The following is a 13,533-nucleotide window of genomic DNA, read 5'->3' as shown; positions in this document are numbered from 1 at the left end:
GCTGTGAAGCCAGCAGAAGGAAAGTAAGGAATAGCGTTTCCTCCGACACGGTAGGAGTCGGTAAAGGTGCCGTCAAGAGACCCGTGTCCGGGAGTTCCGCGCGTACCGGATCTAGCAGATAATGCCGTCGAAGCTGGACAGGTGCGTCTAGGCTGGGCTGATGACTTGGCGCCGGCCTGGATACTAGGAACGATGGGAAAAGGTTTGTCGGATACGTCCTCGAAGCGGTCGCCTGAGCAGGTTGTGCCTCGGGTCACGACGATCCGCGACGTGGCGGCTGCGGCCGGTGTGTCGATCGGCACCGCGTCCAAGGCGTTGAACGGACGCGGCAAGCTCCGGCCGGAGACCAGGGCGCGGGTCGCGGCGGCGGCCGAGCAGCTCGGCTTCCGGCCCAACACGCTGGCGCGCGGCCTGCTGGCCGGGCGTACGTTCACGGTCGGACTCGTCACGAGCGACAGCTTCGGCCGGTTCAGCATCCCCGTGATGCTCGGCGCGGAGGACGCGCTCGGCGCCGGGCAGATCGCGGTCATGATGAGCGACACGCGGGACGACCCGATCCGCGAGCAGCACTACGTCCAGCGGCTGCTGGCCCGCCGGGTCGACGGCCTCATCGTCACCGGGCGGCGGATCGAGCCGCGGCCGAGCATCGGCGCCAACCTGCCGGTGCCTGTCGTCTACGCGATGACGCAGTCCACCGATCCCGACGACTTCTCTGTGATTCCCGACGACCTCGGCGGCGGCGAGGTGGCCACGCGGCACCTGCTGGCGACCGGCCGCCGGCGGATCGGGCACGTGACCGGGCCGCAGCGGTTCCAGGCCTCGTTGATGCGGGCCAACGGACTGGTGAACGTACTGAACGAGTCCGGGCTCGAGGTCGCGGGCGGCGAGGTGCTGTACGGCTCGTGGAGCGAGGAATGGGGACGGCAGGGCGCCGACATCCTGCTGCGTGCCGAGCCCGATGTCGACGCGATCTTCTGTGGGAGCGACCAGATCGCGCGTGGGGTGGCCGAGACGCTACGTGAACGTGGCCGTCGCGTGCCCGACGATGTGGCGATCATCGGCTTCGACAACTGGGAGCCGATGGCCAAGGGCTGCCGGCCGCCGCTCACGACGGTCGACCTGAACCTCTACGAGCTGGGCCGGGTGGCCGCGCAGCACCTGCTGGACGCGATCGGCGGCCAGCCGGCGACGAGCGGCGTGCAGACGTTGCCGTGCAGCCTCGTGCTGCGTGAGTCGACCGGCCCGGCCCGCGCCTGACCGATCTCGGTCAGCGCAGGTCGAACTCGCCGCGCTTCACCCCAGCAACGAAAGCCGACCAAGCCGCCCGATCGAACACGTGCATCGCCCCGGCTGGGTCTTTCGAGTCACGCACCGCCCGCCCAGCATTCAGCTCAGCAACCTCTACGCAGTTCTGGCCACCGTTGCCGCCGCTGTAGCTCGACCTAAGCCACTTCAGCTTTCCCATCGCCCTTTTGCCCTTCGTATCGCCTCAAGCGATGCGCTCGTTGGGAGAGCCTCCACGAGGAGCTTTTCGTATACGGCTTCCAGGTTGAGCACATCTTGCCGCTTGTTGAGGACGAATCCATGCGTCTCCGCCTCCAAGAAGCCTAGCGAGTCGTCATCAACTGTTGCCAGCTCGAATGGAGCGATGACGCTGGCGACTGCTCCGGACGGACAGATGAAGATATGCGCTCGACCGCTGGTCACGAGGCCTTCCAAGTGGGCGGTCTGTTCCGCCATCACTGCCGGTCCGCCGATGGGGCGTTCCAACACATGCTGGTCGAGAACGTAGCGCAGCGTTGGCGGATCGTCCTTGTCCAGGATGCGCTGCTGGTCGAGCCGTGCAGTCACTCGGTCCTCATTTCCTTCCAGGACCGCCCGGGCATATGCCGGTGTCTGGAACAGTGCAGGGAGAAGGACGACCGCGTTTCCGCGGAGGAGAGTCGCCTGCTGCTGGATCTGCAGCCAGTCGCGATACCACTCGGGCACGATCTCGATGCTGATCATGTCCTCGCGGAGCATGACCAGGCGGCCGTTGGCGGCAACGGCGTTGTCGAGGGCGATCGTTACTTCCTCGCTCGCGATGAAGGCTCCGGTTTCGAGGCTTGCGATGGTGCTGCGGGCGTACTTGACCTTTGTGGCAAGGGCTTCCTGCGTCAACCCTGCTACTTCGCGGTGCATCTTCAGCTGCCGGCCCCAGGCCGTTGCCAGCGACGACGACTTACTGCTCTTCGACATCTTGTCGGCGTACCTTCCGAATTGTCGGGGGATGTCAGTGCACGTCATCGAGGGCTCAGCCGCGACGTCAACAGATCCTGACCACGGAACGTCTTCCTTCGGTTCCGTTCCGCTGTCAGATTAGCCCATGACGTACCAAAATGCAGGGAAGGAAACCCGAACGTGTTGATCTACAGCTCCCGGATCGACGAGCTGCCCGATGACCCGGCCGAGCGGTACGGCAGGCTGCTTTTCGAGCTCGGCGACACGATCGCCTCGGTGAGGTGCGACTGGCGGCTGGCGATGTACCGCGCGCATCAGAACGGCATGGATCCCGTCGAGATCGCCCAACGTGCACACGCGGATCTGTCCGACGTACAGGACGCGATCGTCACGTTGCGCGGGGAACCCGAGGTCGACGAGTGGCAGATCGCCAGGTGGGTTCCCCGCTACTTCAACGACCAGTGAGCTAGACCCCGCCGGAAAGGTGGTAGTACGCCTGGTTCCACCGCAGCTCGTTGCGGAACGAGCGGCCATCGGTGGAGCCGTCGATCGTCACCAGTTCGATGCCGGCGATCTCCGCGAAGTCGTCGAGCGCCTCCATCCCCACTGCCTGGGTGAAGCAGGTGTGGTGCGGTCCGCCCGCCGTCAGCCACGCCTCGGCCGCGGTCGCGAAGTCCGGCCGCGGCTTCCAGACGGCTCGCGCCACCGGCAGCCTGGGCAGGTCCGCCTCCGGCTCGACGACATCGACCTCGTTGGCCACCAACCGCAGCCGGGTGCCGAGATCCATCAAGCCCACAACGACCGCATCGCCCGGCGGGGCGGTGAAGACGAGGCGTACCGGATCCTCCCGGCCGCCGATCGCGAGCGGATGGATCTCGCACGACGGCCGTGCGCCGGCGATCGACGGGCAGACCTCGAGCATGTGCGCACCGAGGATCTGGGGTTCCTCGGCGCCGAGGTTGTAGGTGTAGTCCTCCATGAACGACGTGCCGCCCGGCAGCCCGGTCGTCATCGCCTTCACGATCCGGACCAGCGCGGCGGCCTTCCAGTCGCCTTCGGCGCCGAAGCCGTATCCCTCGCCCATCAAGCGTTGTACGGCGATGCCGGGCAGCTGCCGCAGCTTGCCGAGGTCCTCGAACGTGTCGGTGAACGCCTTCGCACCCACCTCCGACAGGAAATCACGCAGGGCGAGCTCGATCCGCGCCGCCTCGCGCAGTGAGTCGTGCCGGGCGCCGGGCTTGCGGAGCTCGGGTACGACGTCGTAGGTCTCCTCGTACTCCTCGACCAGCGCGTCGATCCCCGAGTCGGCGATGCCGGCGCAGCGCTCGGCGAGCTCGCTCACGCTGTAGCCGTTGACCGAGAAGCCGAACCGGATCTGGGCCTCCACCTTGTCGCCTTCGGTGACGGCGACCTCGCGCATGTTGTCGCCGAACCGCGCGATCCGCAGGTGCTGCGCCTCGTTCCAGCCGAGCGCCGCCCGGCCCCAGATCCCTATGCGACGTTGGACCTCGGCGTCCTCCCAGTGTCCGACGACGGTCTTGCGCCGGTGCCGGAGCCGGGTCACGAGGTAGCCGAACTCGCGGTCGCCGTGCGCCGACTGGTTGAGGTTCATGAAGTCCATGTCGATGTCGGCCCACGGCAGCGCGAGGTTGTGCTGCGTGTGCAGGTGCAGCATCGGCTTCTGCAGCGCCGACAGGCCCGCGATCCACATCTTGGCAGGGGAGAACGTGTGCATCCACGTGATGACACCGACGCAGCTCTCGTCGGCGTTCGCCTCCAGGCAGAGCCGCCGGATGCCGTCGGGCGTGGTGAGTACGGGCTTGGCGACGACAGGCACCGGGATGGCCTCGGCGGAGTCGAGCCCCTGGACGACGCGCGCCGACTGCTCGGCGACCTGGCGCAGCGTCTCGTCTCCGTACAGGCTCTGGCTGCCGGTCACGAACCAGATCTCGGGGGCGGGCTCGGTTGCGGGCATCAGGAACTCTCCTTCGGGTCGCGTTGGCCGTAGACGTTCTGGTAGCGCGCGTACAACGCGTCGACGTGCTCCTGGGCTAGCGGCCGCACCTCGCCGAGCTGCCGGGCGAAGTGCACGGTGCGCGCGATGTCCTCGCACATCACCGCCGCCTTCACCGCGGCCTTGGCGTCCTTGCCGATCGTGAACGGGCCGTGGCTTCGCATGAGTACGGCCTTGGAGCGATGGCCGGACAGCGTGGACACGATGCCCCTGCCGATGTCCTCGTCACCGATCAGCGCGAACGGTCCGATGGGGATCTCGCCGCCGAACTCGTCGGCCATCGCCGTGATGACACAGGGAATCGGCTCGCCGCGCGCGGCCCAGGCGGTGGCGTACGGGCTGTGGGTGTGGACGACTCCGCCGACCTCGGGCAGCTCGCGGTAGACGTAGGCGTGGCTGCCGACGTCGCTCGACGGCGACAGGTCACCCTCGACGACCTTGCCGTGCAGGTCGGCGACGACCATGTTGTCGGGCGTCAGGTCGTCGTAGAGCACGCCGCTCGGCTTGATGACGAGGAGGTCCTCGCCGGGCACGCGGGCGCTGACGTTGCCGCTCGTCCAGGTGACGAGTCCCCAGCGCAGCAGCTCGGCGTGCAGCTTGCAGACCTCTTCGCGGAGTTGCTGATGGCTCATCCACTCACCGCCGCGTTCCGGATGCGGCGCAGCCGGTGCAGGACGTTCGACCCGCCGCGTCCGAGATAGTCGTGGAGCTCCTTGTATTCCGCGTACAGCGCGTCGTATGCATCCGCCCTCTGCTCGTTCGGTACGTACACGGACCGTTCGACCTTCCCCATCGCCGCGGAGGCCGCCCTGACATCCGGATAGGCGCCGGCCGCGACCGCCGCGTGGATGGCGGAGCCGAGCGCCGGGCCCTGCTCGGAGGTGAGCACGCTCAGCGGCCGGCGGGTCACGTCGGCGTACAGCTGCATGAGGAACGTGTTCTTCAGCAGGCCGCCCGACACGATGATCTCGTCGACGGGCACGCCCGACGTCGCGAACGTGTCGATGATCATCCGCGTGCCGAAGGCCGTCGACTCCAGCAGCGCGAGGTATTGATCTTCCGGCTTCGTCGCGAGGGTCAGGCCGAGGATGACGCCGGACAGGTCGTGGTCGACCAGGACGGACCGGTTGCCGTTGTGCCAGTCGAGGGCGACCAGGCCGTGCTCGCCGACCTGCTGCTTGGACGCCTTCTCCGTAAGCAGATCGTGGATCGAGATGCCGCGCTCGCCGGCCTCGCGTTCGTACGTGCCGGGCACGCTGGTGCGGGTGAACCACGCGAAGATGTCGCCGACGCCGCTCTGCCCGGCCTCGTACCCCCACAGGCCGGGGATGATGCCGCCGTCGACGACGCCGCACATGCCCGGAACCTCCGACAGCTCGGCGCCGCTCACGACGTGGCACGTGCTGGTGCCCATGATCGCGACCATCTGGCCGGGCTCGACCGCCTGAGCCGATGCCGCCGTGACGTGGGCGTCAACGTTGCCGACGGCGACCGCGATGCCCTCGGAAAGGCCGGTCCAGCGGGCGGCTTCGGCGGTGAGCCCTCCTGCCCGTCCGCCCAACGGGGACAGGGGATGGGCGAGCTTCTCGTCGACGAAGCCGGCGAAGTCGGGATTGAGTGCGGCGAGGTAGTCGCGGCTCGGGTAGGTGCCGTCCTGGTGGATGCCCTTGTAGCCGGCCGTGCAGACGTTCCTCGTCTCCTCGCCGCAGAGCTCCCAGATGATCCAGTCGGCGGCCTCGATCCAGCGATCGGTGCGGGCGTAGACCTCGGGGTCTTCCTCCAGCACCTGCAGAGCCTTGGCGAACTGCCACTCGCTGGAGATCTTCCCGCCGTAGCGAGGGAGCCAGGTCTCACCGCGCGCGGCGGCCACGCTCGTGACGCGATCGGCCTGCGGCTGGGCGGCATGGTGCTTCCAGAGCTTCGGCCAGGCGTGCGGGCGGTCGCTGAGCTCGGGCAGCTCGCACAGGGGCGTGCCGTCCTGCGTGGTGGGGACGAACGTGCACGCGGTGAAGTCGGTCGCGATGCCGATCACCTGGTCGGGCGTGATGCCGGCGAGCTCGACGGCCTTCGGAACGGCGTTGCGCAGCACGTCGCGCCAGTCGTCGGGCGCCTGCAGGGCATAGTCGGGCGGCAGCTTGGCGCCTGAATTGGCTTCTGGCCCAGGCAGCCGGTCCTCGATGCTGCCGTAGCGGTAGACGTGCTCGACGTCGGCCAGCTCGCGCCCGTCGGCGACCGCGACGACGACCGCGCGACCCGACAACGTGCCGAAGTCGACGCCGATCACGTAGGTGTCGGTACTGCTCATCTAGCTGCTCCCGTTCCCGTTACCAGTTTTGGCCAGCCGTCCCTGGTCCACTGCAGGCGGCGCAGGCCGAGCCGGAAGTCACCGTTCGCCGTGCCGTCGTACCAGTGGTGTGCCAGGACTCCGTCGTATACCGACTGGCCGCCCGGGCCGAACATGGTGCCGTTCTCGGACAGGATGACCGTGCCGCCGCCGTGGGCGAGCGGGGTGCCGAGCTGGTCCTTGTAGGGGCCGGTGACTGCTCTGGACCGGCCGACGGCGATCTTGTAGGTGCTGTCGACGCCGCGGCAGCAGAAGTCGATCGAGACGAAGAGGTAGTACCAGCCGTCGTGGCGGATGATGTAGGGCGCCTCGATCGCGTTCGGGGGGACGTGGCGGTCGGCGAGTCTTAGTGGCTCGCCCTGGCCGGCCGGTGCTTTGCCGCTGGGCCACTCGAGGCGGACCATTCTGATGCCGCTCCAGAAGGAGCCGAACGCCAGGTAGGGCGTGCCTGCCGCGTCCTCGACGATGCCGGGGTCGATCGCGTTGTAGTCGTTGTCGGGGGTCGAGTGCCAGACCTCGCCCTGGTCGACCCAGCGGTAGGCGGGGTCGGTGGGGTCGAGGGTGGTGTTGGTGGCCAGGCCGATGACGGAGCGGTTCGAGCCGAACGTGGAGCCGGAGTAATAGAGGTAGTAGGTGCCGTCGTGGTACTTCACGTCCGGCGCCCAGATGTTCGAGATGCCGGGGACTGCGGTCTGCACCCAGGCGGGGATCTCGTCGAACACGTTGCCGGCGTACGTCCAGTTTCCGAGGTCGGTGGAGCGGCGGATCTGAACGGTGCCGCCGGCGACGGCGGGGTCGCCGGTGGAGAACACGAACCAGTCGCCGCCGCGGCCGGCCTCGCGGGTCAGCGCCGGGTCGTGCGTCCGCAGGTCGCCGGTCAGCGTGTCAGGCACCTTGGGCGACGACGCGTTGGCCGCCGCTGCCGCCGAGGCGGCCGAGGCGGACGAGGCGGACGAGGCGGCCGCCGCCGAAGGCAGGAGCAGAGCAGTGACGGCGAGAGCCGCGACCGAGCCGCGGCGAAGGATGCGAAGCATGGACAGGTCTCCCTCCCTGATGGCTGCCCTCTGCGAATGACCACGTTAACCACGCTTTTAGCGGGTTAACCACGCCCCGGAGCGTGGCGAAGGTCCTCCTGGCGTGGTTAACGTGGTCATTTGGAGCTTCGCCACGCGGTTCGCGGTTCGCCACGCTAGTAGGTGCCTCGCCACGTGCCGGGGCGTGGTTAACCCGCCAATTACGTGGTTAACGTGGTCATTCGCGAGCAGCGTTCTAGGTGTTCTGATGTGTGCTGAGGCGGATCACGCCCCACGAGGCCGGGGCGAGCTCGGCGCGGAGCTTGCCGTCCTCGATCGCCGGGGCCGGTTTGGTCACCGTGGTCACGCGATCCGGGTCGTTCTTGGTGTTGACGTCGTGCAGTGCGCCCTCGATCGACACGTGTTCGATGACCCGTGCCCCCGCCGGCAGCGCCCGCAGGTCGACCTCGAGCAGCAGGGCGTCCTCCAGAGACCGGTTTCCCGCAAAGATCGCGATCTCACCCGTCTCCTCGTCCAGAGTCGCGGTCGCGTCGAGCTGGGCCACGCCGCCGTACGCCTCGGTCTCCACCAGCGGTCCGCTCGGCTCGACGCGCAGCGCGTGGCCGCGGCCGTGGGTGAACGCGAGCCGCATCGGGTGGAACGTCGACTGCTTCCAGACCGGGCCGCCGGCCTCGGTCGTCATCGGCGCGATCACGTTGACCAGCTGGGCGAAGCACGCCAGCGTCACGCGGTCGGCGTGCCGCAGCAGGCTGTTGAGCAACGAGCCGACGACCACAGCGTCGATCCGGGAGTAGACGTCCTCGCACAGGTGCGGCGCGACCGTCCACGGTTCGAATTCGGGGCGGTTGCCGCCGCCGGAGTACCAGACGTTCCACTCGTCGTAGGACAGGTTGATGGTCTTCTGCTTGCGCAACTTGGCTTTGACGAAGTCGCACGTCGCGACCACCTCGTCGATCATCGCGTCCATGTCGACGCCGGACGCGAGGAAGCTGGCGAGATCGTCGCCCTGGGGACGGTAGTAGGAGTGCAGCGAGATGTAGTCGACGCTGTCGTAGCAGTGCTCGAGGACCTCGGCCTCCCATGCGCTGAACGTCGCCATCTTCCGGTTGGAGCTGCCGCAGGCGACCAGTTCGACGTCCGGATCGACCATTCGCATCGCACGCGCGGTCTGCGAGGCGAGGATGCCGTACTCACGCGCCGTCTTGCTGCCGATCTGCCAGGGGCCGTCGAGCTCGTTGCCGAGGCACCACAGCTTGATGTTGTGGGGGTCCTTGACGCCGTTGGCGATCCGGCGGTCGGACCAGAGGCTGCCGCCGGGGTGGTTGCAGTATTCGAGGATGTTGACGGCCTCTGCCACGCCGCGGGTGCCGAGGTTGACGGCCATCACCGGCTCGGCGCCGGCCTTGCGGCACCAGGCCATGAACTCGTCGACGCCGACCTGGTTGGTCTCGAGCGTCTTCCAGGCCAGGTCGAGCCGCGCCGGACGCTCGTCCTTCGGGCCGATGCCGTCTTCCCAGTTGTAGCCGGAGACGAAGTTGCCGCCGGGGTAGCGGACGGCACTGATGCCGAGTTCGCGGGTCAGGTCGAGAACATCCGTGCGAAAACCGTCGTCGTCGGCGGTTGGGTGCCCGGGTTCGAAGATTCCCTCATAGACGCACCGGCCCAGATGTTCGACGAACGAGCCGCGGATTCGTGGGTCGATCGCGCCGATCCGGAAAGCCGGGTCGATGACAAAACTGGCCTGCTTCACGTGGTCCTCCAGTAGGCCTGGCTTGCAGAAACTGTTGACGACGACGGTGCGTCATCGTAGCCTGAGGCATCCCATATAACGTACGACGTTCGATATCTCGAACGCCCCAAATTCCCTCAGTCGGCCGAAGGAGCGGGTGGGCCCGTGCGGCCGAAGACCGCGAGGCCGGAGAAAACACAGTGCTGCACCTCCACAGGTAAAGGAGGAGGTCATCAATGTCGACCAAACCAAACCTCAGTAGACGTGACCTATTTCGGTCAGCAGGCGTTCTGGCCGTCGGTGGATCGCTGGGCGGCGCCCTCTCCGGATGCGGGTCCGTACGGTCCGGTTTTACGGGGAGCCCTGCCTCTCAGCAAGTCCTGACGTACTGGAACCTGCTGGGTGGTGGTGACGGCGTCCGGATGAAAGCGATGGAAGCCGTCTACCAGAAAGCCAACTCCGATGTGAGCCTGCAGGCGAGCACGCTCACCTGGGGAAACCCTTACTACACAAAGCTTTCGCTCGCCACGCTCGGTGCCCAGCCGCCCGATGTGGCGATCTCGCACCTCACCCGGGTGCCGACACTGGTGGGTGCGGATCTGTTGGAACCGTTCGCTCCGGCAGATCTCGAACGTTTCGAAATGACGCCGGACCGTTTTGTGAAGCGCGCGATCGACGGTGCGACGATCGACGGCCAGCTCTACGCCATCCCGTTGGACACGCACCCGTTCGTGATGTTCTACAACACAGACATCTGCGAAAAGGCCGGGCTGCTCGGGACCGACGGTGAGCTGAAACCGATCGAGGGTGCCGACGCGTTCGTCGAAGCGCTTACCAAGGCCAAGGAGGTCACCAAGACCTGGGGCGGCGCGATGTCGACGATCGGCGACCCGGCGACCGACTGGCGGATGTTCTACACGCTCTACAGCCAGCTCGAGGGGAAGCTGATGCAGGGCACGGCTCCCGAGGACATCCTCGAGCCCGACAAGGCGATGCAGGCGCTGACGTTCATGCAGAGCCTCACCGCGGGCAAGAAGCTGATGCCGACGGACATCGACTACGGCGGTGCGGTGGCGCTGTTCCAGAACCAGAAGGCGGGCTTCTACTTCGAGGGCGAGTGGGAGGTCTCGACGTTCCTGACGGCCAAGATGCCGTTCAGCATGACGAAGATCCCCCAGATCTTCGGCACGAAGTACGCCGTGCAGGCCGACTCGCACACGTTCGTCGTACCCAAGCGGCGCGACAAGTCCAAGCAGCGGCTCGACATGACGTACACCTTCATCCGTTCGATGCTCGACCAGAGCCTGGCCTGGGCCGAGGGCGGGCACGTGCCGACCTGGCTGCCCGTGCAGGAGACGCAGGAGTATCGCGAGCTGAAGCCACAGTCGAACTACGCCTCGGTGGCCGAGACCGCTGTCTATGATCCGCCGGCGTGGTACTCCGGCTCCGGCTCGAACTTCGAGAACATCGCCGGCGCGACGATCGGGGAAGTGCTGACCGGCCGGACGAAACCGGAAGCAGCGGTGAAGCGGATCCAGCAAGGCATCAGCAAGCTTGCGCTGACGCCATCGCCAATCTGAGCAGCGGGCTCGATAGGAGTTTCCCGTGGGTACAACCACTCTCGCGTCGAAGGACGTGTCGCAATCTTCCGGGCCGTCCGGTCGCCGGCGTCGGCCGGGTCTTGCAGGGCTTGGGTTCCTGGCGCCGTTCCTCGTTCTCTACTTGCTGTTCCTGGTCGGGCCCAGCCTGTACGGCTTCGTGATGAGCTTCTTCAACACCTCGCTCGTCAAGGGCGGGCTGTCGACCTTCGCCGGACTGGGCAACTACGCCGAAGCGTTCCGTACACCGGAGTTCTGGTCGGCGCTGTGGCACACGATCTGGTTCACGATCCTCACGACGCCGCCGCTGGTGATCCTGTCGCTGGTGTTCGCGTTGCTGGCGGATCGGATGGTGCGGGGGCGCTGGTTCTTCCGGCTGGCGTTCTTCGCACCGTACGTACTGCCGTCGGCGGTGGTCGCACTGATCTGGAACTGGCTCTACACGCCGGATCTGGGTCTGCTGACCGACTGGACGAAGGCGCTGGGCATCACGCCTCCCGTCTGGCTGGGCGATCCGAACTGGGCGATGCTCTCGGTCGCGATCACCACCGTGTGGTGGACGATCGGCTTCAACTTCGTGCTGTATCTCGCCGGATTGCAGGAAATCCCGCGTGACCTGTACGAAGCCGCGTCCATCGACGGCGCGACACCGTGGCAGCAGATGACGCGGATCACCGTTCCGCTGCTGGCACGTACGACGACTCTGGTCACGGTGCTGCAGATCATCGCATCGCTGAAGATCTTCGACCAGATCTACCTCATGACCACGGGTGGGCCCGACTTCGCGACGCGGCCTGCCATTCAGTACATCTACGACGTCGGTTTCACCGACTATCGGGTCGGCTACGCCTCTGCGGTTTCGATGGTGCTGTTCGCCGTCATCCTCGCGGTGTCACTGATCTGGTTCGCGATCGTTCGCCGCCAAGAGAAGGGGGCGTGAGCTTCGATGACCTCTGTCGTTGCATCTCCTGAGACCTCTGCCGGCCGCCGAAAGGCTTCCCACAGGGTCGACGTGGCGGCACCCTCGATGCGCGGACGGCTGTTCAACGGCGTGTGCGTGGGTGCGCTGATCGCGTTCTCGATCCTGTGGTTGTTCCCGCTGCTGTGGGCGGTCGACACGTCGCTGAAGCCTGAAGCCGAGACCATCAAGGTGCCGGTGACTCCACTGATCGACGCGCCGACGCTCGAGGCGTACACCAAGGTGCTGGGTGCGGGGAACATCCTGCAGTGGTACGCCAACAGCTTCATCATCTCGGTGCTGGTGGCGGGGTTGTCCATCGTGGCGGCGAGCATGGCGGGGTTCGCGCTGTCGCGGATCCGGTTCGTCGGCTCTTCGGTCGTGTTCTGGTTCATCCTGGCCGGGATCATGATTCCGGGGCAGGCGCTGATCGTCCCGCTGTTCCGCGAGTTCGCGGCCGTGGGGATGATCGACACGTACTGGGCGGTGATCCTGCCGCAGATCCCGGTGCCGGTGGCCGTGTTCGTCTTCAAGCAGTTCTTCGACGGCATACCGCGGGATCTGGAGGAGGCGGCGCTGATGGACGGCGCCGGGCGCTTCCATATCTACTCGCGGATCTTCATGCCGCTGTCGCGGCCCGCGGTGTCGGCGGTGGCGATCTTCACGTTCGTCTGGTCATGGAACAACTTCCTGTGGCCACTGCTGGTGCTGCAGAGCACGCCACTGGTGACGCTGCCGGTGGGGTTGGCGACGGTGTCGAGCGCGTATGGCTTGCAGTACGCGCAGATCATGGCATCGGCGATCCTGGGCGCGCTGCCGTTGCTGGTGGTGTTCCTGCTCTTCCAGCGCCGGATCGTGGAGGGGATCGCGGGGACCGGCCTGAAGTACTGAGGTCCGCGCGCATCGCGCGGCTCGAGCGAACGCCGGCGCCTCCGGCAGGTGGCCGCCGGCGTTCGCGCGCATAGTCGCTGCATAGTCAGCCGGTTGGCGGCGGCGACGGGAGGCGCGGCACCGGTCTCAAGTACTCCGGTTGCCGGTGTCGTGCACCTAGGATGGTGTGCCTATCCGTCGGCCGTGGGGTGGGAGGTCCGAGATGGCGCAGGGCACCAGAAGGCCCGGCACTCGCGTGGGTGACGAGGAGCGGCACAAGACCGCCGAGATCCTGTCCGAGCACCACGCTCACGGGCGGCTGACGCAGGAGGAGTTCGAGGATCGGCTGGGTGCGGCGCTGACCGCGCAGACGACCGCCGAGCTCGGCCGGTTGCTCGCCGACCTGCCGTTACGTCACGAAGTCGAGCGGCAGGAGTCGGCGCTGCGGCCCGCCGTCGGTGAGTTGCGCGAGAAGCTCGGCCGCGCCACGCGACGGGCGGGGCCCACTGCCGTAGCGGTGGGTGGCATCGGGGCGATGGCGGTGCTGACGACCGCGGCCATGCCGTACTACGGGTACAGCGTCTTCGCCTACGCCTTCGCGACCGGCATCATCGGCCTGCTCGGCGGCCGGATGTCGGCGTGGGCGGCCCGGCGCCGGCGGGCGGCCGAGGAGCGACGGCGTTCCGGCGGCGGCACGACCGGTGACGACGGCCCGGTGGCGGGCTGACGTACTCCAGCGACGCCAGGCTCCGGGCGACCAGCACCG

At 67.1% G+C, this 13,533-nt stretch carries 13 protein-coding genes; 6 read left to right on the top strand and 7 right to left on the bottom strand.

From position 1 onward, the window contains the following. Nucleotides 1-192 precede the first annotated feature (192 nt). On the top strand, nt 193-1,257 hold the full coding sequence (locus ACYVF6_RS26365; RefSeq protein WP_460525220.1) for a LacI family DNA-binding transcriptional regulator: 1,065 nt from the start codon (nt 193-195) through the stop codon (nt 1,255-1,257). A 10-nt stretch (nt 1,258-1,267) separates the two neighbouring features. Here the strand turns inward: ACYVF6_RS26365 and ACYVF6_RS26360 are convergent, their stop codons facing one another. Beyond that, complete coding sequence (locus tag ACYVF6_RS26360) at nt 1,268-1,465, bottom strand: DUF397 domain-containing protein (protein WP_460525219.1); 198 nt, start codon at nt 1,463-1,465, stop codon at nt 1,268-1,270. Continuing rightward, a complete protein-coding gene (locus ACYVF6_RS26355) occupies nt 1,453-2,238 on the bottom strand; it encodes a helix-turn-helix domain-containing protein (RefSeq protein WP_460525218.1) in 786 nt (261 codons plus the stop codon). Before ACYVF6_RS26355 ends, ACYVF6_RS26360 begins: the two co-directional genes overlap by 13 nt. 162 nt (nt 2,239-2,400) lie before the next feature. Between ACYVF6_RS26355 and ACYVF6_RS26350 the strand changes: the two genes are divergently transcribed. Further along, nucleotides 2,401-2,685 (top strand): hypothetical protein, encoded by a 285-nt coding sequence (locus ACYVF6_RS26350; protein WP_460525217.1) that lies wholly within the window; start codon nt 2,401-2,403, stop codon nt 2,683-2,685. A 1-nt stretch (nt 2,686) separates the two neighbouring features. On the opposite strand, the gene araA is transcribed toward ACYVF6_RS26350, so the two are convergent. From araA to arfA, 5 genes are all read right to left on the bottom strand, one after another. Further along, nucleotides 2,687-4,195 carry an L-arabinose isomerase gene (araA, locus tag ACYVF6_RS26345; RefSeq protein WP_460525216.1) on the bottom strand — a complete coding sequence of 503 codons (1,509 nt, stop codon included), beginning with the start codon at nt 4,193-4,195 and terminating at the stop codon, nt 2,687-2,689. Further along, nucleotides 4,195-4,866 (bottom strand): L-ribulose-5-phosphate 4-epimerase, encoded by a 672-nt coding sequence (locus ACYVF6_RS26340; protein WP_460525215.1) that lies wholly within the window; start codon nt 4,864-4,866, stop codon nt 4,195-4,197. Before ACYVF6_RS26340 ends, araA begins: the two co-directional genes overlap by 1 nt. Continuing rightward, a complete protein-coding gene (araB, locus tag ACYVF6_RS26335) occupies nt 4,863-6,539 on the bottom strand; it encodes a ribulokinase (RefSeq protein ID WP_460525214.1) in 1,677 nt (558 codons plus the stop codon). Before araB ends, ACYVF6_RS26340 begins: the two co-directional genes overlap by 4 nt. Further along, entirely contained in the window at nt 6,536-7,612 is a 1,077-nt protein-coding gene (locus tag ACYVF6_RS26330) for an arabinan endo-1,5-alpha-L-arabinosidase (RefSeq protein WP_460525213.1), read from the bottom strand. The genes araB and ACYVF6_RS26330 overlap by 4 nt, the downstream gene beginning before the upstream one ends. 235 nt (nt 7,613-7,847) lie before the next feature. Beyond that, nucleotides 7,848-9,362: an alpha-N-arabinofuranosidase gene (arfA, locus tag ACYVF6_RS26325; RefSeq protein ID WP_460525212.1), complete on the bottom strand. Its 1,515-nt coding sequence runs from the start codon at nt 9,360-9,362 to the stop codon at nt 7,848-7,850. Between the two features lie 401 nt (nt 9,363-9,763). On the opposite strand from arfA, the gene ACYVF6_RS26320 reads away from it, so the two are divergent. From ACYVF6_RS26320 to ACYVF6_RS26305, 4 genes are all read left to right on the top strand, one after another. After that, complete coding sequence (locus tag ACYVF6_RS26320; RefSeq protein WP_460525211.1) at nt 9,764-10,921, top strand: type 2 periplasmic-binding domain-containing protein; 1,158 nt, start codon at nt 9,764-9,766, stop codon at nt 10,919-10,921. 25 nt (nt 10,922-10,946) lie between these two features. Next, complete coding sequence (locus ACYVF6_RS26315; RefSeq protein WP_460525210.1) at nt 10,947-11,879, top strand: carbohydrate ABC transporter permease; 933 nt, start codon at nt 10,947-10,949, stop codon at nt 11,877-11,879. 72 nt (nt 11,880-11,951) lie between these two features. After that, nucleotides 11,952-12,788, top strand: coding sequence for a carbohydrate ABC transporter permease (locus ACYVF6_RS26310; protein WP_460525209.1), 837 nt, complete (start codon nt 11,952-11,954; stop codon nt 12,786-12,788). A gap of 202 nt (nt 12,789-12,990) precedes the next feature. Further along, nucleotides 12,991-13,494, top strand: a complete 504-nt coding sequence (locus ACYVF6_RS26305; protein WP_460525208.1) for a DUF1707 SHOCT-like domain-containing protein — start codon at nt 12,991-12,993, stop codon at nt 13,492-13,494. Nucleotides 13,495-13,533: the final 39 nt, after the last annotated feature.

The organism is Flindersiella endophytica, from assembly GCF_054779015.1.
This window is presented reverse-complemented; position numbering and strand designations above follow the sequence as displayed.

Excerpts from the sequence above, each read along its gene's own strand:
- ACYVF6_RS26360 (WP_460525219.1), bottom strand. The coding sequence starts at position 1,465 with ATGGGAAAGCTGAAGTGGCTTAGGTCGAGCTACAGCGGCGGCAACGGT.
- araA (WP_460525216.1), bottom strand. The coding sequence starts at position 4,195 with ATGCCCGCAACCGAGCCCGCCCCCGAGATCTGGTTCGTGACCGGCAGC.
- ACYVF6_RS26320 (WP_460525211.1), top strand. The coding sequence starts at position 9,764 with ATGAAAGCGATGGAAGCCGTCTACCAGAAAGCCAACTCCGATGTGAGC.
- ACYVF6_RS26340 (WP_460525215.1), bottom strand. The coding sequence starts at position 4,866 with ATGAGCCATCAGCAACTCCGCGAAGAGGTCTGCAAGCTGCACGCCGAG.
- ACYVF6_RS26355 (WP_460525218.1), bottom strand. The coding sequence starts at position 2,238 with ATGTCGAAGAGCAGTAAGTCGTCGTCGCTGGCAACGGCCTGGGGCCGG.
- ACYVF6_RS26365 (WP_460525220.1), top strand. The coding sequence starts at position 193 with ATGGGAAAAGGTTTGTCGGATACGTCCTCGAAGCGGTCGCCTGAGCAG.
- ACYVF6_RS26330 (WP_460525213.1), bottom strand. The coding sequence starts at position 7,612 with ATGCTTCGCATCCTTCGCCGCGGCTCGGTCGCGGCTCTCGCCGTCACT.
- araB (WP_460525214.1), bottom strand. The coding sequence starts at position 6,539 with ATGAGCAGTACCGACACCTACGTGATCGGCGTCGACTTCGGCACGTTG.
- ACYVF6_RS26305 (WP_460525208.1), top strand. The coding sequence starts at position 12,991 with ATGGCGCAGGGCACCAGAAGGCCCGGCACTCGCGTGGGTGACGAGGAG.